Source organism: Nitratireductor kimnyeongensis, from assembly GCF_019891395.1.
Taxonomy (GTDB): Bacteria; Pseudomonadota; Alphaproteobacteria; order Rhizobiales; family Rhizobiaceae; genus Nitratireductor; species Nitratireductor kimnyeongensis.
Window position 1 is genome coordinate 2,310,647 of record NZ_CP078143.1, and the last position, 22,204, is coordinate 2,332,850.

Genomic DNA, 22,204 nt, shown 5'->3' on the forward strand with positions numbered 1-22,204 from the left:
TGGTTTCGACGTCGGCTTTGTGTGATCATCACTGAAGGGGAGAATGGGAGAGCAAAAACAAGATGCGAAAAGCACAAACCCTGCCTGATGGGCAGTGTTCGGGGCGGAGTGCGGATTAGTGGAGACACCGCAATCGCCTGCCTTGCGATCCTATCATTCATGGATCGCCAATGAGACGCTGGAGGATTATTCGCTGCGCTATGCCGCACGGTCCTTCCGGCGCTGGTCTCCGTTCGTCATCGCCAACACTGCGCTGGGCGGCATCTCGTTTCTGGCACTGGAGGCGATCGGCGGCGCGATCACGCTGAGCTACGGCTTCGCCAATGCGTTTCCCGCCGTTCTCATCACCTGTCTGTTCGTCTTCGTGACGAACCTCCCCATCGCCTATTATTCGAGCCGCTACAACATCGATATGGATCTGCTGACCCGCGGGGCGGGGTTCGGCTATATCGGCTCCACCATCACGTCGCTGATCTATGCGACCTTCACCTTCATCTTCTTCGCGCTCGAAGGCGCGATCATGGCGCAGGCGCTGAAGCTCTTTGCGGATGTGCCGCTGGTGCTGGGCTACATTATCTCGTCGCTCGTCATCATTCCCATCACCTTCATGGGCGTGACGATGATCAGTAAGCTGCAGATGGTCACCCAGCCTATCTGGATTGCCATGCTGCTTGCGCCCTTCATTTACATCGCGGTCGGCCATCCCGAAACGCTCGATCAGTGGATGGCGTTTGCCGGCAGCGAAACGCCGGATGGCGGTTTCGATGTACTCGCCTTCGGCTCGGCCATAGGTGTCCTCTGCGCACTCTCCATCCAGATTGGCGAGCAGGTGGATTATCTGCGCTTCCTGCCCGACAAGACGCGCGAAAACCGTTGGCGCTGGTGGGCGGCGGTCATCTCCGCCGGCCCCGGCTGGATCGTGGTCGGCGGTTTCAAGATTCTCTGCGGCAGCCTTCTGGCCGTGCTCGCGGTCTCGGCCGGCCTCTCGCCATCGACGGCGCTCGAGCCGATCCACATGTATATCAAGGCCTATGAATATGTGAGTGACGACCCCCGCACCGTGCTGGCGCTGGCGGCGATCTTCGTCCTCATCTCTCAGGTCAAGATCAACGTGACGAACGCCTATGCCGGATCGCTCGCCTGGTCCAATTTCTTCTCGCGCGTCACGCATTATCACCCTGGCCGCGTAGTGTGGCTGATCTTCAACATCCTGATCTCTCTGCTTTTGATGCTGCTCGGTATCTTCCAGACATTGGAGCTGGTGCTGGCGGTCTACTCGGTCATCGCCGCGGCGTGGATCGGTTCCATCTTTGCCGATCTCGCCATCTTGAAGCCGATGGGCGTCAGCCCTCCCTTCACCGAGTTCAAGCGCGCCTATCTCTACGATTTCAATCCGGTCGGCTGCGGATCGATGGCGTTTGCCTCGCTGTTCGCCATCATCTGCTTCATGGGCAGTTTCGGCGATCTGGCCGAAGCCTATGCCGCTCCCATCGCCTTCTTCACCGCGCTTTCAGGCGCCGTTCTGATAGGCGTGGTCACACGCGGCCGCTATTATCTCGCTCGCCCGCGTGCTCCGCTCGCCGAGCCCGAAAAACCGGTGGTGCGATGCGAAATCTGCGAGCTGGAGTACGAACGACCGGACATGGTGCATTGCACCTTTTATCAGCGCCCGATCTGCTCGCTCTGCTGCAGTCTCGATTCCCATTGCCACGATGTCTGTAAATCGTCGGGCACGGTTCTGGAGACCTCGCGTTCGCGGTATTTCGGACGCGCCCTTCGCAGCAAGATCGCGCCACGCATGACGCAGCGGCTGCTCAAGGTGAGCGGCGTCCTTTTCTCGCTCGCCGTGATGACTGCCGCGGTCTTCCTTCTCACCTACCGGCTGATCGAGCCGACCGCGCTTCAGCCGCATGTGGAAAGCGGCGCGCTTCTTCTGCGCGTGTTCCTGGCGCTTCTTCCGCTGCTTGCCATTGGCGCATGGTGGATCGTTCTTTCGCATGAAAGCAGGGAGCTGGCCGAGCGCGATCTCGTCACCTCGCTGGAAAAGCTTCGGCAGGCGCAGCAAGAGCTTGCCTCAAACGAGCGTCTGGCAGCCATCGGTCAGATCACCGCCACGGTCAGCCATGAGCTGCGCAATCCGCTGGGCACAATGGTCACCTCCACCGACATTCTGCGGCGCTCACTCAAGAACGCGGATGAACCCGTCACCGGCGAATTGCAGCGCTTGCAGCGCAATGCCTGGCGCTGCGTGCGCATCATCGAGGATCTTCTGGATTTCTCGCGCAAGCACGCGCCCGTCATGTCGCCCGTGGCCATCGACCGTTGGGTCAAGCAGCAATTGAGCGAAGAGGATCACGACATCGCGCATCTCATCACGCTCAAGCTTGATGCCGGGTGTGATGTCCTTGCCGATGCCGAGCGTCTGCGGCAGGCCTTCTCCAATGTTCTGCAGAATGCAGCGCAGGCGTGCGAGGAACGTGGGAAGCAAAACGGCCAGATCATCATTTCCAGCCAACGCCTGCATGACCGGGTCTACCTGTCGGTCTCCGACAATGGCGGCGGCATGTCTCAGGATGTGGCCGAGCGCGTGTTCGAACCCTTGTTTAGCACCAAGGCGTTTGGCGTTGGGCTCGGCATGCCACTCGTCAAGCGCATCATGGAACAGCATGGCGGGGACGTGCTCATCGAGAGTCAGAAAGGTGTTGGCACCACCGTGTCGCTTGTTCTGCCATGCGCGGGAGAGCGTGCGCCATGACCGATCGCGAGATCGACCTGCCTGCAGAGGTCATTGGAGAACATCCGCTGCGCGAAACCACGCCGGCGGAAGATCACGGCGTTCTCATTGTCGACGATGACGAGGATTTTGCCGCAAGCCTTTCCGGCCTTTTGAAGATCGAGGGGTTCAGGGTCGCAGTCGCGCACGACCCTGAGGGCGCGCTTGCCGTTCTTGAGGAGGCGCGGATCGCGGTGGCCCTGGTCGATGTGCGGCTGGGCACTGGCAATGGTGTCGATCTCGTGCGCCAGATTCGCCAGCGTGATCCGGACGTTGTCTGCGTGATGGTAACCGCCTACGCCTCCATCGATACCGCCGTCGAGGCGCTGCAGGCCGGCGCCTATGACTATCTGTGCAAACCGTTTCACAGCGAGGATCTGCTGGCAACGCTTGCGCGGTGTTTCGAACGGATCCGGCTTCTGGAAGAAAAGAGACTGACCGCCGAACGGCTAGGACAAAAACAGCGCATGGAGGCGATGGGTCAACTCACCAGCGGCATCGCGCACGATTTCAACAACATTCTCGCCGTGCTTCTGAGCAACCTGCGCTGGCTCGAAGAACGCCTGGCGGATCAACCGGAACTGGCAGAGATCGTGGCGGATGCGCTGGACGCTACCCAATCAGGTTCGGAGCTCGCAGACCGGCTTCTTCAGTTCGGGCGTCAGAATGCCAAGGATGTTGCGGTAGTGCAGCTTGACGAAGCCCTGCCGCCGCTGATGCGCATGCTTGGCCGCACGCTTGGAGAGGCGGTGGAAATCTCGCTTCGGGTAGCCGATGGACTGAACAGCGTGCTTATTCCCGCCGGCCAACTGGAGCCAAGCCTGCTCAACCTCGCGCTCAACGCACGCGATGCGATGCCCGGAGGCGGCAGTCTGAATTTTGAAGCTTCAAACGTTCTTGTCCGCCCTGAGGATGCGCGTGTCGCATCCGGTCTTCTACCGGGTCGCTACGTGCTCCTGTCGGTGCGCGATACGGGCCACGGCATGCCGGTGGCTGTGCGTCGCCGTGCGCTCCAGCCCATGTTCACCACCAAACCGCCGGGGCAGGGCAGTGGTCTTGGCCTCTCCATGGTAGATGGCTTTGTACGGCAGGCCGGTGGACGCCTCGGCATTCTCAGCACGCCGGGCAAAGGGACCAGCGTGAATTTATATTTGCCGGCGCATTATTCCTCGGACTGAGGTGCAAACATATAGCCGACACCGCGGATGGTCTTGATGAACTGTGTGTCGCGGGCATTGTCGCGCAGCTTGCGGCGTAGCTTGCCGATCATCACATCGATGCTGCGATCGTACGGGTTCCAGTTGCGATTGGCGACGATATCGAGGATCTGCTCGCGTGAAAGCACGCGTCCTCGCCGCTCCACCAGTGCGGCCAGAAGCTGGAATTCCTGGCTCGTCAGGCGCACGGATTCACCTCTTGGAGAGGCAAGGTGATGGCGTGAGGGGTCAAGCTGCCAGCCGGCAAAGCACATGATCGGTGAATGGCTTTTCTCCTGGGGTTCCGGCACGCTGATGCGCCTCGCAAACCGGCGCAGGACGGTGCGGATGCGAGCCAGCAATTCACGTGGCTCAAACGGCTTGGTCACGTAGTCGTCAGCGCCGAGTTCAAGGCACACCACCTTGTCGATCGTGTTGTTCTTCCCGGAAAGCATGATCAGCGGCAGATCGTGCTGGGCGCGCAAGCCGCGCGCCAGCGAAACGCCGTCTTCACCAACGGGAAAGGTGAGATCCAGAATGACGAGATCGAAATCCCTATCCGCCATGGCCCGCCGCATCGCACGCCCGTCTTCGGCGCTTGTGACGGCATAGCCTTCACTCGTGAGGAAGCGCTGAAGAAAGCGTCGAAGACGCTGATCATCATCGACCACAAGAACGCGATGCTTTTCGTTCGAGATCCCCATGGCTCATACGATAGTCGCAAACGGTTGCGCTGGTCGAGACGGGATCTCTCCTCGACTGCTCGTAAAATTAAATCTCTGTCCTCCTGCCAGCGAAATGCACTCACCTTCTGTGAGGAATATCAAGGTTGGGGCCTCGAACAACCAGCTGAAAACAATCCCTTATTTCGCGTTGCCAAGCTTCAAACAATGTCTGTTCCGGGTTCCGGCGCGGTTACAAAAAATTACAAAGCCAGCGTTCTCCGGAGCCAATCGGGTTACAGACCAAGCCTAATCTTTTCCGGCACGGTTTCGTCCGGCTGCATCTTGTTGCCGGGCGCAAAAATGACGGGGGCTCGAATTGGAAACCTCCGACTGGCCGTTCAAGAGGAGGAGACCAAATGCCTAAAACAGTGTTTTCTGTTGATCTCAACAAGGCGCCAGAGGATCAGGCGATCAAGACACACAATCGCTGGCATCCCGATATTCCGATGGTTGAGACGTTCAAGCGCGGTGAAGTGTTCCGTGTCGAGTGCTACGACTGGACCGGTGGACAGATCGGCAACAATGACAGCGCCAACGACGTGCGCGATGTCGACCTGACCCGCGTTCACTATCTGAGCGGTCCGTTCGGTTTCGAGGGAGCAGAGCCAGGAGATCTGCTTGTCGTCGACATTCTCGACATCGGCGCAATGCCCGAATCCGAATGGGGCTTCAACGGCCTGTTCGCCAAGGAAAATGGTGGCGGCTTCCTGACGGAGCACTATCCGAACGCAACCAAGTCCTGCTGGGATTTCCAGGGTATCTATACCACGTCCCGTCACATTCCGGGCGTGCGTTATCCGGGCATTATTCACCCGGGCCTGATCGGCTGTCTGCCCGATCATGCGCTTCTGGCCGAAGCAAACCGCCGTGAGGAAGAGCTGGTTTCGACCGATCCGAACCGGGTGCCCCCGCTGGCCGCGCTGCCTTATTCCGACACGGCGCTCATGGGCCAGATGTCGGGTGACGCAGCACGCAAGGCGGCTGCCGAAGCGTGGCGCACCGTGCCGCCGCGCGAACATGGGGGCAACTGCGACATCAAGAACCTGTCGCGCGGCTCGAAGGTCTATTTCCCAGTTTACGTGAAGGGTGGCGGTCTCTCCATGGGCGACATCCACTTCTCGCAGGGCGATGGCGAAATCACCTTCTGCGGCGCCATCGAAATGGCCGGCTGGATCGACATCAGTGTCGATGTCATCAAGGGCGGCATGGCCAAATACGGTGTCGTCAACCCGATCTTCAAGCCAAGCCCGATCGACCCGCACTTCGACGACTACCTGATCTTCGAGGGCATCTCGGTCGATGAGCACACGGGCGAACAGTATTATCTGGACGCACACGTGGCCTATCGCCGGGCCTGCCTCAACGCGATCGAGTATCTGAAGAAATTCGGCTACACGGGAGAGCAGGCTTACAGCATCCTCGGAACGGCCCCGGTCGAAGGGAGAATAGCCGGCATCGTGGACATACCGAATGTCTGCGCCACGCTGGCCATTCCGACAGCCATCTTCGATTTCGACATTAATCCAAACTCGACTGGGCCGACCAAGCAGGTCTCAGGGGTGGATGTCGCGCGAACGAGCTGAGCGCGGCTCCGGCCATTTTCAAAGTAACGAGCGGGACAGCCGGGGTGGGACCCGGCTGAACCCGCCTTTCGGGAGGAAGAGCTGCCATGCTGCTCGGATTTGCCTTGCTATACGTCGGTGCCGTCCTGTTTCTCAACGGGCTGTGGCTGATGGGGAAAATCGACGACAGGGAGATTGTCGTCATCAATGTGGTGTCCGGCTTCGTTACGCTCTGCGTAGCGCTGGCTTCGGCCTTTGGTGCCGCTGCCGACGCGGCGTCGATAAAGTCAGCGGCGCTGACCCTGCTGTTCACCACCACCTATCTCTGGGTCGCCTACAACCGTGTGGTCGCGGTGGATGGCCGCGGGCTCGGCTGGTTCAGCCTGTTCGTGGCGATCACCGTCGTGCCCATCGCGATTGAAGGGCTGGCCGGCGCGCAGAGTTTCACCGAAACCTGGCTTGGCCTCAACTGGGCCATCTGGGCGGTGCTCTGGTTCATGTATTTCCTGCTGCTTGCCTTGAAGCGCCCGATCCTGCAGGCCACTGCGGTCGTGACGCTCCTCACCGGCATCGTCACCGGCTGGCTGCCGGGATTCCTGCTGCTTCAGGGATTGCTTTGAGCTTATCGTGCGGCGGCTTCAGGTCGCCGCACCATGCCATATAGAGTTTTCGGAGACCGATATGCCGCTTTACAATTATGTTTGCGAAGATTGCGGACCTTTCGACGAGTGGACGTCCATGGCCGAGGCGGGCAATGCATGCGCCTGCCCAAGCTGCCAGACGCCGAGCAACCGCGATGTGGCCGCGCCAAGCTTAAGCTTGATGAATGGCACGCTCCGGCGCGCGCTGGCGCGTTCGGAAAAGAGCGGCAGTGAGCCGCGAGTGGTCAAGAAGGAGCATCTTGCCGGTTGCGGCTGCGCGCTCTGCAAGATCGGTAAGAAAGGCCCACCTTCGCCACGCAAGAAATGGATGATCGGCCACTGCTGAGGCCGAAACCCATCTGAAGACCATACTTTCGGCAAGCCCCCCTTCTCCTAAGGCGCTTTACGTCGACATGGGAACGGCGGGGCTTGCTGCTTCAATCCACGCTTCCCATAGCATTCCCAGTCCAGCGATCACTCGCGGTTGGCGGTGAAAGTGCCGTCTTCGCGGGCATTCGAGAAACGCCAGTCTGGCAGGATTCGGCGGTATTTCGACCCGTCTTGCCGAGGTTGGCTTCTGGAGTTGACCGCTGATGACCTCCCTGGGCGCCAGACAACTTTGTGATCAAGCCTTTCCGACCTTGGTGATGCAAACCCGGTTCGCCGGGCGCGCGAGCCTCGGCCTGTGCCGTTGCATGATCGCGGTGCAGCAGATTGTATCAATATTTAGAATGAACGTTGACGCCCTATGCGTGTCGCATCTTCTTGTTGATTCTTGTGGGCAGTGAAGGGCGAAAAGTAACAAAGTGATTGTCCGAAAGTCAATTGTTCGGGTGTCTTTGAAGCGACATAAGCATCTGAATAAATTAGCGAAATCATCAGGGATAAGCTGGTTTTTGAAGTGGAGTAACTGCGGCCTGCAGCGTGGGAGGCTTTTCGCGTAAAGTTCGCTAACTCATTAATGTCTCTGGACATGTCGTCTAAATTTTGAGAACTTGTCTTGCAAGGGCGCGTTTCCCGGCGCCCTAATCGATTAAACTGCCCTTGGAAGGTCTCAGATTGATAACCACTTCTGGTCTGACGAAGAGCTTCGATCTTGAAGGTGGAAGCATCCTCGCCCTGGCCCCGCTTGATCATCGGATTGAAAAGGGTTCGTTCGTTTCGATTGTCGGGCCGTCCGGCTGTGGCAAGTCGACGTTTCTTCGATTGATCGCGGGCCTCGAAGACGCTTCCGGCGGCACGATCAAGCTCGACACCGGCTCTGCAAAGCGACCCGTCGGGTTCGTCTTTCAGGATGCCGTGCTCCTTCCCTGGAAGACCGTCCGCGACAATATCCGCTTTCCGCTCGACACCGCCGGCGTGCGCCGCGACGAGGGCAACCGGATCGTTGGTGAGCTGATCGATCTGGTTGGACTGACCGGCTTTGAGGATGCGTTGCCCAAGCAGCTTTCCGGCGGCATGCGCCAGCGTGCGGCAATCGCCCGCGCACTCTCCGACGATCCGCCCATCCTTCTGATGGACGAGCCGTTCTCGGCAGTGGATCTTCTGACCCGTGAAACACTCAACGATGAATTGCTGCGAATCTGGCAGCGCACGGGCAAAACAATTCTTCTGGTCACCCACAGTGTGGAAGAGGCGGCCTATCTCGGCGGCGAGGTCATGGTCATGTCACCGCGCCCGGGCCGGTTGAAGAAAACCTACACGGTGGATCTGCCGCATCCGCGCGGCGAGGCCACCAAGCTGGATCCCGCTTATCACCAGCTGGTCGCCGAACTGCGCCAGGACATGCGGGAAACGGATTGATGCTCACCCGCTTCCGTCCCGCACTCGAATACGGTGTGGCGCTTCTGCTGCTGACAGTCGCCTGGTGGTATGCCAGCGGGCCGATGGGCATCCCCAAATATCTTCTGCCGTCTCCCCAGAGCACGGTCGCCACCTTGTGGGACTGGATGGTGAGCGGCCAGTTGTGGCCCCATCTCTGGTTCACCGTGCACAACATTTTCTTGGGCCTTGGCATCGGTTGCGTGGCCGGCATTGCCGGTGCCTATCTGCTCTACAGGATGCCCCGGCTTTCCACCTATCTGGATGGCCCGCTGGTTGTTTTCCAGACAGCGCCGAAGATCGCCCTCGCGCCTCTGTTCGTCGTCTGGTTCGGTCTCGGTCTCACAGCCAAGATTGTGCTCATCGTTTCACTGGTCTTCTTTCCGGTGCTCATGGGCGCGCTTGCCGGCTTCCGCAGCATCGACAGCCGCATGCATGACCTTGCCAAACTCCTGAAGCTCAATCCGCTTTCGCTTTTCTGGCGCATCGATCTGATGGCCGCTCTCCCTGGCATTTTCGTCGGTCTCAAGATCGGCGCGGTGCAGGCGCTTGTCGGCGCGATCCTTGCCGAATGGATCTCGGGTAGCGAGGGTCTCGGCTATCTGATGACCTTCGCCTCCGCCACCTACAAGACCTCGCTGCTTTTCGGCGCCGTGCTTCTGACCTCGCTTCTGGGCATCGCCCTGCATGGTCTTCTCGGTGCGATCGAGGGTCGTCTTCTGTCATGGAAGGTGCAGGATGGCCGATAGCGCAAAACCCACCGCTCGCCTGCCGTTCTCCGGCGGACGTCCGCCCCATCTCCCTTGTGGGCCGGGCGATGTGGCCGAGAATGTTCTGGTGCCGGGTGATCCCGACCGTGTTGCGCTTCTGCACGACATGCTCACCGATGTGCAGGATTTCGGCCGCAAGCGGGAGTTTGCGCTTGTGACAGGAACATTTGAAGGCCGGCGGCTCACCATCTGTTCCAGCGGCATTGGCGGTCCGTCGACCGAGATCGCCCTGGTCGAGCTGGCAATGCTCGGCGCGAAGCGCGTGATCCGCATTGGTGGTTGCTCCGCTCTGGTGCCCGAAATCCCCACCGGCGATTACATCGTGCCGCACAAGGCGACCGGCATGACCGGTGTTGCGGCCCTTTATGCCGAGCATGGTCACACGCCTGTGGCCGATCCCGCACTTGCATCTGCGCTTGAAGCAAGCGCCGCAGCGATGGGGCTTGGTGCACACCGGGGCATGATCGCTTCGACTGACAGTTATTATCTCGGGCAGGACCGGCCTATCAGGTTGCAGGCAGCAGGCAGCCCGGACGCTGAATATCTGGACCGTTTCCTTGCCGAGGGGGCCATTGGGGTGGAAATGGAATCGCAGGTGGTCCTGGCCGTTGGCCAGGCCATTGGCCTCAGGGCGGCTTGCCTCTTGGGTGTGCACGGCAATCGCGCCACCGACGATTGGCTGGTCGATTATGAAAACACGCAGCGAAACCTGCTCCGCATTGCGGGTCAGGCTCTGGCAATGGATGCGTGCAACTAGGAGAAAAACAATGAAATTCATGCTGAAAACCGGCGTTGCCGCGCTCGCTCTCATCGCATCTGGTGTGGCCGCTCTTGCTGCCGACAAGGTCGTCATGCAGATCGACGGCGCCGCGGTGCCGTTCTATTCACCGCTCTACGCCGGCGTTGAAAATGGCTTCTTCGCCGATCAGGACATCGAAGTCGAGTTCATCTATGCCGGCGCGTCCGACATCTTGACCAACATTGCCGCCGGCAATGTGGATTTCGGCTTCCCCAACGGTGATGCCGTCGTGGCGGCAGCCGCCAACGGCCTGCCGGTGAAAGTGGTTCACACCACCTATCAGCGTGGCATCGGCGCACTGCTGGCGAAGAAAGAGACTGGCATCGAGACCTATGCGGACCTCAAAGGCAAGACCGTTGCCGTCACCTCGCTCGGTTCGCCCAACTACCTTCAGCTTCAGGTAGGCTTGCAGAATGCCGGCCTCACGCTCGATGACATCAAGCTTGAAGTCGTCTCCACCGGTGCAATCGTTCAGGCGCTGCAGAGCGACCAGGTCGACGCCATCGTTTTCTCCGAGCTGCGCAAATACAATCTGGAAGGTGCAGGCGTCGATGTCACGATGATCCTGTCCAACGACTTCCTGCCCTCCTTCGGCAATGTCGTTGTCACCTCCAGCAGCCTGCTTGAGGAAAACCCGGACCTCGTGAAGCGCTTCACCAATGCCGTCACCGCCTCCTATGAATGGGTCATCGACGGTCATGTGGACGATGCTCTCGAAATCTCCTTCGAGAAGTACACGCCGACCTGGGCCGACCAGAAAGAGCTGCTTTCCACGGCGTTCAAGAACAGCTTCGTCGCCTCCGTTTGGCAGAGCGATCTGACCAAGGAAAAGGGCCTCGGCGCTGCCGATCTCGACGCCTGGCAGGCCAATGCCGACATTCTGGCGAAATACGAGGTCATCGAGGAAGCGCCAAAGGCTGCCGACTTCGTGGTCGATCCGTCCTCGATCGGCGAATAAGCCATGCTGAAGCGCGGGATCGCGGGTCTGGTTCTCATCGTCGCCCTTTGGGGCGGCGGTGTGTTCCTGTTCAATGTGCCCGATTATCTATTGCCAAGCCCGGCCGCCGTCATCGCGAGGATGGCGTTCCTCTATGAGAACGCCAATCTTCTCGGCCATGTCTATGTGACGGTAACAGAGATTTTCTGGGGCTTTCTGCTTGGCTTCCTTGCAGGCATTCTGGCCGCATTGCTGTTTGCCCGCTTTCCCGTTTCCGAGCGGATGTCCACGCCGCTCATCCTGCTTCTTCAAACCGCGCCCAAGATCGCCATCGCGCCATTGCTTCTGTTGTGGCTCGGTCTTGGGCCGGCACCCAAAATCGTGCTGGTTGCCATCGTCACCTTTTTCCCTGTGATGACGGGCATGCTGTCGGGCCTGCGTTTCGTCAACAAGTCCTATCTGGATCTGGCGTGCGTCCTGAAGCTGTCGCCGCTGCAGCGCTTCCTGCATATCGAGCTGCCTTCGGCGCTGCCGACGCTCTTTGCCGGCGCGACAGTGGCGACCACACTCGCCATGACGGCTGCCGTGATCGGCGAGCTGATGGGCGCCAATGAAGGCGTGGGCTATCTCCTTTCCTCTGGACAGGAGAATGCCGACACGGCCACAGTGATTGGCATGGTGCTGCTCCTGTCGCTCATGGGCTGGAGCTTTTATGAACTGTTCGAAGCGTTGCGGCGTCGCATGGAGGCGCGCTTCGCGGAAGGGTAACGAATGTCTGTGAACGGTCGTGTCTTCCTGTGCGTTCTGGATTCGGTGGGCATAGGCGGCGCACCGGATGCGGAGCGGTTCGGCGATGCCGGCTCAAACACGGTTCTTCACATCGCCGAAGCCTGTGCCGCAGGCCGGGCGGAGGAGGGGCGTTCCGGCCCGCTTCATCTTCCCAATCTTTCGGCCCTTGGTCTTGGTGCGGCACTCGAGCTCGCCTGCGGCCAGTCCGCCCCGGGGCTAACCGAGCCTGAGGCCGGAGCGTCCTGGGCAGCCCTTCAGGAAGAAAGTGCGGGCAAGGACACCCAGACCGGCCATTGGGAGCTGGCAGGCCTGCCGCTTTCAAAAGACTGGCATTATTTTCCCCATGAGGTTCCGGCATTTCCCGAGGAGGCGATGGCGCGTCTGCGTGAGGCAGGCGGGCTGGAGCGCACGCTCTTCAATGCGCATGGCTCGGGTTCGGACGTGCTGGAGCGTTTTGGCGCCGAGCACATGGAGACCGGCGCGCCGATCGTCTACACTTCGGCAGACAGCGTGGTGCAGATTGCCGCGCATGAGGAGACATTTGGTCTCGAACGGCTTCTGCAACTCTGTGAGGCAGCGGCCGAAATCTTCCATCCCATGAATGTCGGGCGCATCATCGCCCGGCCTTTCGTGGGGGACGCGAAAAGCGGCTTTACCCGCACCGCCAACCGGCGCGATCTTGCCATCGCACCGCCCGGAGAAACAGTCTGCGACCGCCTTGTGGCCGCTGGTCGAACCGTGCACGGCGTGGGAAAGATTGGAGACATCTTCGCCGGCAAAGGCATTTCGCGTGTCCTGAAAGGCCCCAACGACGATGCCCTTTTCGACCGTCTGCTTGAGACTGTCGAGACTGTTGCCGACGGCGATCTCGTCTTCGCCAACTTCGTGGAATTTGACAGTCTTTACGGCCATCGCCGCGATGTGGCCGGTTACGCGCGGACGCTGGAGTGGTTTGATCGCCGCCTCGCCGAGCTTCTGCCGAAGCTGCGCCCCGGCGATCTTCTGATGCTGACGGCCGATCACGGCAACGACCCGACCTGGACTGGAACGGATCACACGCGCGAGCGCGTTCCCTTGCTGCTCGCTGGCAATACGTTGCCCTGGGCTGGAAGCGGTGGCGTCTTGCCGTTCAAGAGGGTGGCGTCAATGGTGGAAGACCATCTGCTGGGCTGACAAACCTGCCTGGCGCCAGACGCGGTTCTCATCCTTCTTCCTTCGCAAGACCGGGGCGCGCCTGCCGTCAGTCCTCACGCCGCGCAAGCGAGGCAGCGGCTGGCCAAAAACACGCTTGAATGGCGCGCTACTGCCGCTCCATGTTCCCGGAAGAGCATCTCACGGGCAGGTCCCGCTTGTTCTTCATGCTCATGACCGACCATCCCTTCCAGTCGCCGGAACGCACGAGCCTTTCGGCGACGCGCCTCGCCTTTTTCTTGGCTGCTAGTTCGCCCAGAAAGAGCGTGTCGCCTCCAATGCTTGAATTCCTGTCCTCAACATTTTTAAGCCGAGCATAAAACCGGTCGAAGGATGCTTTTTTGATCCGGTACTCATCCACGGTCACGCCCGAACCGATGAGGTGGCAACGCCGGCTGGCCCTGCCTCTCAGTCTGAAAAGCAGATACTGATCGACGCGACGGCGTGTTGCGACGTTTGACTGGGCGCGATCGGGATAAAGTTCACCAGGATCGATGCTGTCTTCTGATCCCCAGGCGACAAGATAGAGGCTTTTTCGGCTTCCATCCTCTTTCCCATATTTCTCGCGCGTTCTGTATGTCCGTTCCTCGACCTTCGCTTCAGCGCGGGCGCGTGCTTCCGGCGTCAGTCGACCGAAATTTCTTTCCTCAGCCTGCTTGGAGGCAAGAATCACACGCCCGTCCGACCATTGTGCCTTCTCAGGCCGGCTGCCCTTCGCGGTGAAGGTGCCTTCTCCCTCCGCAAGCGACCCATGAAACGTGCCTGAATAAATGTCCCCATTCTTTGTTTCATAGGTTCCCGCGCCCTGGATCTTGCTGTCGCGGAATTCGCCGACATAGACCCCGCCGGATTTGGTGATCAGCCGGCCTTTGCCTTCCCGTTGGCCCTGGACCCACGAGCCTGTGTAGTGGCCACCATCCTTCCAGTAATAGGTGCCTTGGCCGTGTCGGCGGCCATCCAGCACCTCACCGGTGTAGCGGTCGCCATTCTTGTAGGCATAGTCCTTTACCTTGGCGTAGCCCTTGGTTACAGGGCTCTTTCCAGAGAGCAGTTCTGCCTTGGACGGGAGCTTCAATTCCCCGCGTAACACCTTTTGGACATTGCTGAAGCTTGGCTTGTGACCGGCCAGACGGAGGCGTTCCTCAATTTCCAACATCTGCTGGAATGTGTCTTTCTGTGCCGCACCATTATTGGACTGAGCATAAGCCGGCTGCTGAATGCAGATGAGAAAAAGTCCGAGAAAAAGCCCGGGCAGGGCAGAAGACTTCAATACTCTGAATGCTGTTTCGTGAAATGCCAATGTGTCATCCAATTAATTTAACCAGCTCAATAGATTCAAGACGACTGGCATATGTCAAGCAATCGGGAGCCCTAAATGTGGCCTGCTGACGGATTTTCGGACACTGAGATAAGGCGTCGAAGACAAGAAAGGAGCTGGTGAATGCTGTGCTGGTGGCTCGGCTGGTCACCGATTTGCATGAGGGGGATCGGGATCGGTCTGATGTGCGCCAACCGATCCCTGCAAAGCCCTTGCAATGCCCCCCATCATCATGCCCCTTCAGGGACCCGATCTGCTTTCTTCCTTGAAGAGAAGAACCAGGCGATTGCAAGCGCCGCCAGCGCACCGCCGAACAGGTCGACCGCAAGATTTGCCGGAAACATCAAGAGCAGGCCTGCAACCGCGAAAAGAATGCGTTGGTTCTTCGACAGAGGGCCACTGACGATCATCGCGCCCTGCAGCGATATCGCAAGGAGGATGGCGCCGGTCGTGTACAAGCCGACTGTATAGATGATCTCGTACCACTCTCCCTGCAGGAGAAGCTCAGGCACATAGGCAAAGCTGAATGGCATGAGAACCAGCGTTGCGCCGAATTTGAGCGCCGCCAGGCCGGTTTTCATGGGCGGCGCTCCGGCGATCGCGGCGCCGGCAAAGGCGGCGACACAAACGGGCGGGGTGATGTTGGACAGGCATGCTGCGTAGAAAACTGCCAGATGGGCAGCGATCATGGGCACGCCGAGTTGGATCAGAGCCGGAGCGGCGACCACGGAAAGGATGATATAGGAGCCCGTGGTGGAAGAGCCCATCCCGATGATGATCGAAACGAGGGTGACCAGACAGAGAGCCCAGAAGAGGTTGCCGCCCGAGAGCTCGATCAGCACCGCGGAAAATTTCAATCCGAGGCCCGCCAGAACGATCCCGCCGATGATGATCCCCAAAGTGCCGATGGCAGCGCCGGCGGCAGCGTTGCTCTGTGCGCCGCCGACCAGGCCCTTCAACACGGCAGACGGTCCCATCCGTGTGTCCTTGTGCCGCCAGGAAAGCACGGCTGCGCTGACCGTTCCCCAGAATGCACAGAACTCGGGCGAATAGCCGTTGAACAACAGGCCGAGAACCACGCCGAGCGGCATGAAGAAGTGCCAGCCTTTTTTGACCACATCCCTTACGCGAGGCGTTTCGGAGGCGGGGAGTCCCTTCAGGCCCAGACGCACGGCTTCCAGATCCACCATCATGAGCAGGAAGGCGAAGAACACGAGGGCCGGAATAACATTCAACAGCGCAATCGTCAGATAGCTGGTCTCGGTAAGGGTGGCGAGAATGAAGACCCCCGCGCCCATGACCGGCGGCATGAACTGGCCGCCAGTCGAGGCGATCGCCTCGATAGCGCCGGCATCATGCGGCCGATAGCCAGTCCGTTTCATCAACGGGATGGTGAACGAGCCGGTGGTCACCACATTGGCAACGGAGGAGCCGGAAATCGAACCGAAGAACGCGGAAGTGATGACGGCGACTTTCGCAGGCCCGCCGCGCCAGCGGCCTGCGACCGCCGTGCCCAGTTCCATGAAGAATGCTCCGGCGCCGGAGCGTTCCAGGAATGCACCGAAAATCATGAAGGGGAACACAAAGGTGGCGAAGGTCGCGGTCACCACGCCAAACAATGCTTCCTGCGTGGAGAACGTGAATTCGATGATGCGCTCGACGGACATGCCGGGGTGGGCCATCTGGCCGGGGAGGTAACGACCCAGATAAAGCTGCAACAGAAAGGCGATGGCGATCAGCGAGATGATCGGCCCCAAGGCGCGGCGGCTCGTTTCCAGCATGACCGCAATAGCGATGCCGCCCATCACAAGATCCATCTGGCTGGGATTGGATACGCGAAACATCGCATAGCTGACATATTGATCGATCCAGTAGCCCACCGAGACTACGGCAAGACCGATCAGCGCCAAGTCCAGCAGGCTTGGACGGTTTGTCGGTGAGCGTGTGCCGGCCGGGTAGATCAGAAAAACCAGCACCGATGTCAGCATGAGATAGACACCGCGATTGCTTTGGGTGGAGATGAGCCCGAAGCCGGATGTATAGAGATAGAAGAGGGAAAAGCCGGCGGCGATGAGATTGAATGCCAGCGCAAATGGACCATTCAGGGTTCGCTTCGAACCTTCGACGCGGAAAAGCCACGAGAAACCAGACATAGAATGCCGCCTCTAAAAAAGACGGCCCCGACCTTTTTGCCGGGGCCCGTAGAAAGAATGCTGAAGGCTTATTCGGGCCACTGACCCTGTTCGCGATAGTAGGCTTCTGCGCCGGGATGCATGGGAGCACCGAGCGACTGGAAGTTCTTCACGTCAGGTTTCATCTGCGCCCACGCCTTGTGACCCTGAGCGAGAACGTCCTGTTTCTCATAGGCAGCGGAAACCATGCTCTGAACAACATCGCTTGGAACGCGCTCGTGCGCGACCCAGTAGACGGTCGTGTAAGGCATCGCGGTTTCAGGAACACCGCGATAGGTGCCCTCCGGCATGGCGCCGCCATGGTAGAAAGGAAACGTCTCGGTGATGGTGGCAAGCTGCTCGTCGCTATAGGCGAGCACGGTCACGTCGCGGGTTTCGGCCAGTTCCGTCACGGCGGCGGCAGGCGAGGATGATTGACAGAATGCGTCGATCTGGCCGTTGCCAAGTGCACGGCCTGCGTCTGCAAAGGTCATCATCTGCGGCTTGATGCTGTCCAGCATGCCAAGCGCCGTCAGAATGTTCGAGCAGTTGAAGACGGTGCCGGAACCGGGCGGTCCGAGCGCCACCGTCTTGCCGGCAAGGTCCTCGAGTTTCTCGATGCCGCTGTCTCCCAGGGTCACGAAGTAGGTCGGCCCCTCATAGGCCATGGCAACGCCGCGCAGCATGTCACCCTTGTCAGCATTGGCGAAGGGGCCCTGCTGATCCTGCGCCATGTAGACATGGCTGCCATAGACGATCCCCATGTCCAGTTCGCCCTTGATCAAACGAAGAGCGTTCTCGGTGGAGCCGCCGGTGGTCACCTGCGTGATGTTGATGTTCGGCAATCCCTTGCCGAGTTCGGTCCCGGCAACGCCGACCATGTAGTACATCACGCCACCGGGGTTGGATCCTCCCCACGCGACTTCGGTCTTGTCCTGTGCCTGGGCACCAACGATGCTGGCAAGACCAGCGGCAACAATCCCTGTCAAAAGCCGTTTCATGTTTTCCTCCTCCGTAGTGTATGCATGTCCACTGCAAACCCGCAGTGGGGTGACCCAGAACCTAGGTGCTGGTTAGGCGACATTCGTTTCTGAGCGTGCCAATTCCTTCGACAGTGACTTCCACGATGTCGCCGGCTTGCAGGTATTTGGGTGGTTTGAACCCGATACCCACGCCTGCCGGTGTGCCGGTCGCGATGATGTCGCCGGGCTTCAGGGTCAGGCCGGCAGAAATCGTCTCGATAATGGTCCCGATGTTGAAGATCAGGAGACCGGTGTTGGAGTCTTGGCGGAGCTCGCCGTTGACGCTGCACTGGATCTTCGTGTTCGCAACATCCAGGTCCTGCTTCAGGACCGCCCACGGCCCCATGGGCCCGAACGTGTCTTGCGACTTGCCAACCAGCCATTGGCTGTAGCGGGATTGAAGGTCGCGGGCGGTCACATCATTGATGATCGTGTAGCCCCAGACATGGTCGAGCGCGTCCTCGGCGCAAATGCCCTTGCCGCCCTTGCCGATGATCACCGCCAGTTCCGCCTCATAGTCCACCGCATCCGATACTTCCGGGTCGAGAACAATCTGCTCACCATGAGAAATCACGGATTCGGGAACTTTCGAGAAAACGATCGGGAATTCGGGGACCGCCCCTTTCGCAGCGCTGGAATCGAATCCGCTCGCGGAGAATTCATGTGCGTGTTCGAAGTAGTTCTTGCCGACACAGAATATGTTGCGCTCTGGGCGCGGGATGGGCGCGCACAATTCAAGCTCGCTCAGGGAAACAGGTGCGCCCGTCTGGGGCATCGCGTCCCTGCCGATCAATGAGAGAACACCGCGGGACGCCTGGTCCTGATCCAGTTCAAAGGGTGAGACAGTTTCGGCTACCTCGTCGACCTGACCCACCAGCCATTTTTCCCCCGTTCTGAATGTCCCGATCTTCACCGCGCTTCCTTTCTGATGCTATATTGGGAATATGGTTTAATCCAAAGGATGCCAATCATCAAGATAGTTTGGGAATACTAGCAGAATTTCCCTATATTGGTTTAATTTGGTTCATTTCCTGGGGTGAAGATGACACGTGGAAATTCGGACGATCTAGCGTCCCTGCTGCATTTGAGAATTAAGGAGGGGGAATGGGGCCCGGAAGAGCGCATGCCCACCGAGCGCACCCTAGCTGAGGAACTCGGTGTTGCCCGCAACACGATCCGCAAGGCTCTGGATCAGCTTGAGGAGGCGGGCGTCGTCGTCAGGCATGTAGGCCGGGGGACCTATGTCAAAGCCGACCAGTCTAGAACGGATCTTCATCGGATCGTTGAGAGGATGAAGCAATCGTCTCCGGCGGACATGATGGAATTGCGCATGTTGATCGAGCCGGAGGCTGCCGGCCTGGCTGCCATGAACGCCAGCACCGGCGAGCTTGCCAAGATCAGGAAAGTGCACGAACTCGCGATTGCTGCAGTCGACATGCCCTCATTCGAACATTGGGACGCGGAGCTTCATCGTCTGATATTTGAATGCACGCGCAACGACCTGCTCTATCAGGTGCATGAAATTCTTGGCGTGTTACGTCTGCAGCCCCTCTGGTTCGAGATGAAGCAGAGGTCTTTCTCGGATGCGCGAAAGTCGGCCTACTGCGCTCAACACGAAGAACTGGTTCGCAGCATCGAGAAAAGGCTCGGCGAAGAGGCTCGCGAAGCCATGCGTGCCCATCTTCTCTCTGTGCGGCAAAACATGCTGGGCCGTTAACCGGCCGGGAAATGTCGGCGGAGTGAAAACACGAGAAGGCCTTCAGTCGGTCGGATGTCCTTCCTTGGTGACTTCCTCGAAGATGCGCACCCAACTGCGCGTTCCCTTGCGGAGCCGCTCCACGTCATAATGTTCGTCGGGCGCGTGGATCGCATCGCTCGAAAGAATGAAGCCAATGACAACACAATCCAGCCCCAGCCCCTGGCTTAGTTGCCCCACGAGAGGAATGGCTCCGCCCGTGCCTTTTAACACGGCTGGCTCCTGCCATTCGGCCTCAAGGCCACGAGCGGCGGCTTTCAGGAACGGGTTGTTCTCTAAAAGTCGAACAGCGTTGCTACCCCCATGCCCCTCAAACTCCACACGGCAACCATCGGGGATACGTGCGGTGACAAACTTTCTGAAACTCTCGCGCACCGCTTCCGGATTCTGGTCTGCCACCAGCCTGAAAGACAGGCGGGCAGATGCAGTTCCCGGCAGGACCGAGCGTTCACCGGGTCCCTGATTGCCACCGCTGATGCCGTTGATATCGACCGTAGGGCGCCCCCACATGGCTTCGACGGGCGAGTAGCCGGCTTCGATGATGCCGCCCAAAAGGCTCACTTCGCCCTCTGAAATCGCCCCATCGGCGATCAAGCGCCATTGCTGGCGCTGGCCTTGGGAGATGTCCTGCACCCCGTCATAGAAACCATCCAGCGTCACACGACCGTGCGCGTCGTGGATTGCAGAAAGGATCGTGCTGAGAATGCGGATGGGATTGGCAGCAACCGCGCCGTAGTGGCCTGAATGCAGGTCGGCATTGGGGGTTTTTATCGTGATCTTCTCATGAACCAGCCCCTTGAGCTGCGTGGTGATGGCGGGCTGGGTTGGCGACCACATGTCGCTATCGCAGATGAAGGCGACGTCGCACTGCAAGGCATCTCGATAGCGCTCGATGAAGTCGGGCAAGCTGGGAGAGCCGGTTTCCTCTTCCCCCTCGAGCATGATCACGATCTCTGCAGGAAAGCTGTCGTACGCCGCTTTCCAGGCCCGCAGGGCCTCGATGAAAGACCAGAGCTGGCTTTTGCTGTCGGATGCTCCGCGTCCATAAAACCGGTGAACCCCGTCCTCCTCGATCACTCTTGGAGTAAACGGGTCATGCGACCAGTCCTCCAGCGGCGCAACCGGTTGAACGTCATAATGGCCGTAAAAGAGCAGTCTCAGGCCGTCGCCTCTGGGGTTTTGGGTGGATTTTGCCAATACCACCGGATGGCCTTGGGTTGTTATGATCTCGGCGGTGAAACCGATCTCGGTCAGTTCGTTTTGCAACCAGGCCGCTGCCTCAGCGATGCCCCTGGCCCCTGACGCTTCACTCGAAATTGAGGGAATGGCGATGAGGTCAAACAGTTTCGCAATGGAGGTCTGAAGATTGTCATCAATCTCATTGAGCGCGCGGTCAAGCTTCGACAAGTGGAACTCCCTGGCATGTGGGACGGGAACAGGAACGGGATAAAGCTGCAGTTTGGCTCCGGGGCCAAAACGTGGCCACAGACCCAGGTCTGATGATCACTGCGCGGCATTGGCAGCGGTGCTGAACTCCTCGAGCGCGGCCAGAAAGCGCTCCATGTCTTCCCATAACTCGGCTTCGTCCTCGAGGCCGATGGAGATACGCAGAGTGATGTCCGCACCGGACCATTGCGTAACGCTGCGATTTCCGCGCACCGGCATGGGGGCAACGAGACTGCGCGTCCCGCCCCACGAGGCGCCAATCGCAAACAGCCGAAGTCTGTCGAGGGCGGGCCAGACGTGAGGGGCCAACTCTTCGGTGAATGTAAGGGTGAAAACCCCGCTTGCACCCAGAAAATCCCGTTGAAAGAGCGCGTGGCCCGAGAAGCTCTGCAGAGCAGGAAAAAGCGTCTTGTCTATCATCGGATGCTTGGTGAGCCGCTCGCAGAAGCGCCGCGCCACCGCCTCGCTATGGCGCAGCCGGACTCCCAGCGTCTCCAACCCGCGCAGCACAAGGGATGCGTCGTCGGGAGATGCACCGATACCCATACGACCGATCGCCGCCTTGATCGGAGATGCAAGCTCTGGATCGCGCACCGATATGGAACCCAGCAACACATCGGAGTGACCGGAAACATATTTCGTCAGCGCTTCGGTCACGAGATCCGCGCCCAGCGTCAGGGGCTTGAGGTTGAGCGGTGTTGCCCACGTGTTGTCCACGCCCAGAAGCGCACCGCCTTCATGCGCTATTTCTGCGGCGGCAGGGAGGTCCATCACTTCCATCGTCGTTGAGCCGGGGCTTTCACACCAGACCAGACGTGTCTCCGGACGTATCTTTGACTTCAGATCGTCAAGATCTGTCGGGTCGAAGAATTCCACCGACACGCCGAGACGCGAGAGGTCATTGAGTGCGAAATCGCGCATTGGGGGATAGACCGTATCGGCCAGAAGCAAGTGCTGCCCTGCCTCGACAAGCGCCATGGCGGCGATTGCGTTCGCTGCCTGGCCCGAGGGGACGAGAAACGTTCGCGCGGCCTGCTCAAGCCTGGAGAGTTTCTCTTCCAATGTGCGTGTCGTGGGGGTTCCGTAGAGCCCGTAGGAATATCCCTTGTCCCCACGTTCGCCGCGGCTTGCATAGGCTGCGGCATCGGAGAATACGATCGTCGATCCGCGATGCACCCCCACGCCCAATGGGTCGAAACCATCTGTGGCGACCCGCGGCGTGACAACACAATCTGTCAAATCACTCATATGAATTGTTTCCTTCCCGAGCGCGAACCACTGTGTGGT

Annotated in this window: 19 protein-coding genes; 12 read left to right on the plus strand and 7 right to left on the minus strand. The window is 59.5% G+C overall.

The features are described from left to right. The first annotated feature begins 118 nt into the window (after positions 1 to 118). Positions 119 to 2,755 (plus strand): ATP-binding protein, encoded by a 2,637-nt coding sequence (locus tag KW403_RS11000; RefSeq protein WP_223019537.1) that lies wholly within the window; start codon positions 119 to 121, stop codon positions 2,753 to 2,755. After that, a complete protein-coding gene (locus KW403_RS11005) occupies positions 2,752 to 3,951 on the plus strand; it encodes a sensor histidine kinase (protein WP_223019538.1) in 1,200 nt (399 codons plus the stop codon). The genes KW403_RS11000 and KW403_RS11005 overlap by 4 nt, the downstream gene beginning before the upstream one ends. Here KW403_RS11005 and KW403_RS11010 read toward each other — a convergent pair. Next, a complete protein-coding gene (locus KW403_RS11010) occupies positions 3,936 to 4,673 on the minus strand; it encodes a response regulator (RefSeq protein ID WP_223019539.1) in 738 nt (245 codons plus the stop codon). The two genes, KW403_RS11005 and KW403_RS11010, sit on opposite strands and share 16 nt — an antisense overlap. Positions 4,674 to 5,050: 377 nt before the next feature. On the opposite strand from KW403_RS11010, the gene fmdA reads away from it, so the two are divergent. From fmdA to KW403_RS11055, 9 genes are all read left to right on the plus strand, one after another. Further along, entirely contained in the window at positions 5,051 to 6,277 is a 1,227-nt protein-coding gene (fmdA, locus tag KW403_RS11015) for a formamidase (RefSeq protein WP_223019540.1), read from the plus strand. An 86-nt stretch (positions 6,278 to 6,363) separates the two neighbouring features. Next, on the plus strand, positions 6,364 to 6,876 hold the full coding sequence (locus tag KW403_RS11020; RefSeq protein WP_223019541.1) for an AmiS/UreI family transporter: 513 nt from the start codon (positions 6,364 to 6,366) through the stop codon (positions 6,874 to 6,876). Between the two features lie 61 nt (positions 6,877 to 6,937). Continuing rightward, complete coding sequence (locus KW403_RS11025; protein WP_223019542.1) at positions 6,938 to 7,243, plus strand: FmdB family zinc ribbon protein; 306 nt, start codon at positions 6,938 to 6,940, stop codon at positions 7,241 to 7,243. 713 nt (positions 7,244 to 7,956) lie between these two features. Continuing rightward, positions 7,957 to 8,700 (plus strand): ABC transporter ATP-binding protein, encoded by a 744-nt coding sequence (locus tag KW403_RS11030; protein ID WP_246637748.1) that lies wholly within the window; start codon positions 7,957 to 7,959, stop codon positions 8,698 to 8,700. Next, entirely contained in the window at positions 8,700 to 9,467 is a 768-nt protein-coding gene (locus KW403_RS11035; protein WP_246637749.1) for an ABC transporter permease, read from the plus strand. The genes KW403_RS11030 and KW403_RS11035 overlap by 1 nt, the downstream gene beginning before the upstream one ends. Next, entirely contained in the window at positions 9,457 to 10,245 is a 789-nt protein-coding gene (locus KW403_RS11040; protein WP_223019544.1) for a nucleoside phosphorylase, read from the plus strand. The genes KW403_RS11035 and KW403_RS11040 overlap by 11 nt, the downstream gene beginning before the upstream one ends. Before the next feature lie 10 nt (positions 10,246 to 10,255). Next, a complete protein-coding gene (locus tag KW403_RS11045) occupies positions 10,256 to 11,245 on the plus strand; it encodes an ABC transporter substrate-binding protein (protein WP_246637750.1) in 990 nt (329 codons plus the stop codon). Between the two features lie 3 nt (positions 11,246 to 11,248). Continuing rightward, a complete protein-coding gene (locus KW403_RS11050) occupies positions 11,249 to 11,992 on the plus strand; it encodes an ABC transporter permease (protein ID WP_223019545.1) in 744 nt (247 codons plus the stop codon). 3 nt (positions 11,993 to 11,995) lie between these two features. Beyond that, positions 11,996 to 13,186: a phosphopentomutase gene (locus tag KW403_RS11055; protein WP_223019546.1), complete on the plus strand. Its 1,191-nt coding sequence runs from the start codon at positions 11,996 to 11,998 to the stop codon at positions 13,184 to 13,186. Between the two features lie 127 nt (positions 13,187 to 13,313). On the opposite strand, the gene KW403_RS11060 is transcribed toward KW403_RS11055, so the two are convergent. The 4 genes from KW403_RS11060 to KW403_RS11075 all read right to left on the minus strand — a co-directional run bounded on the left by KW403_RS11060 (position 13,314) and on the right by KW403_RS11075 (position 18,628). Then, entirely contained in the window at positions 13,314 to 14,474 is a 1,161-nt protein-coding gene (locus KW403_RS11060) for a hypothetical protein (protein WP_223019547.1), read from the minus strand. 278 nt (positions 14,475 to 14,752) lie between these two features. Continuing rightward, a complete protein-coding gene (locus KW403_RS11065; RefSeq protein ID WP_223019548.1) occupies positions 14,753 to 16,675 on the minus strand; it encodes a TRAP transporter permease in 1,923 nt (640 codons plus the stop codon). 68 nt (positions 16,676 to 16,743) lie between these two features. After that, positions 16,744 to 17,694 (minus strand): TAXI family TRAP transporter solute-binding subunit, encoded by a 951-nt coding sequence (locus KW403_RS11070; protein WP_223019549.1) that lies wholly within the window; start codon positions 17,692 to 17,694, stop codon positions 16,744 to 16,746. A gap of 61 nt (positions 17,695 to 17,755) precedes the next feature. Continuing rightward, positions 17,756 to 18,628 carry a fumarylacetoacetate hydrolase family protein gene (locus KW403_RS11075; RefSeq protein ID WP_246637751.1) on the minus strand — a complete coding sequence of 291 codons (873 nt, stop codon included), beginning with the start codon at positions 18,626 to 18,628 and terminating at the stop codon, positions 17,756 to 17,758. Between the two features lie 129 nt (positions 18,629 to 18,757). Here KW403_RS11075 and KW403_RS11080 point away from each other — a divergent pair, with 129 nt between their 5' ends. Beyond that, positions 18,758 to 19,432: a FadR/GntR family transcriptional regulator gene (locus KW403_RS11080; RefSeq protein WP_223019550.1), complete on the plus strand. Its 675-nt coding sequence runs from the start codon at positions 18,758 to 18,760 to the stop codon at positions 19,430 to 19,432. A gap of 42 nt (positions 19,433 to 19,474) precedes the next feature. Here KW403_RS11080 and KW403_RS11085 read toward each other — a convergent pair whose 3' ends face one another. After that, positions 19,475 to 20,878 carry a M20/M25/M40 family metallo-hydrolase gene (locus KW403_RS11085; protein ID WP_223019551.1) on the minus strand — a complete coding sequence of 468 codons (1,404 nt, stop codon included), beginning with the start codon at positions 20,876 to 20,878 and terminating at the stop codon, positions 19,475 to 19,477. Between the two features lie 96 nt (positions 20,879 to 20,974). Next, entirely contained in the window at positions 20,975 to 22,165 is a 1,191-nt protein-coding gene (locus KW403_RS11090) for a trans-sulfuration enzyme family protein (protein WP_223019552.1), read from the minus strand. Positions 22,166 to 22,204: the final 39 nt, after the last annotated feature.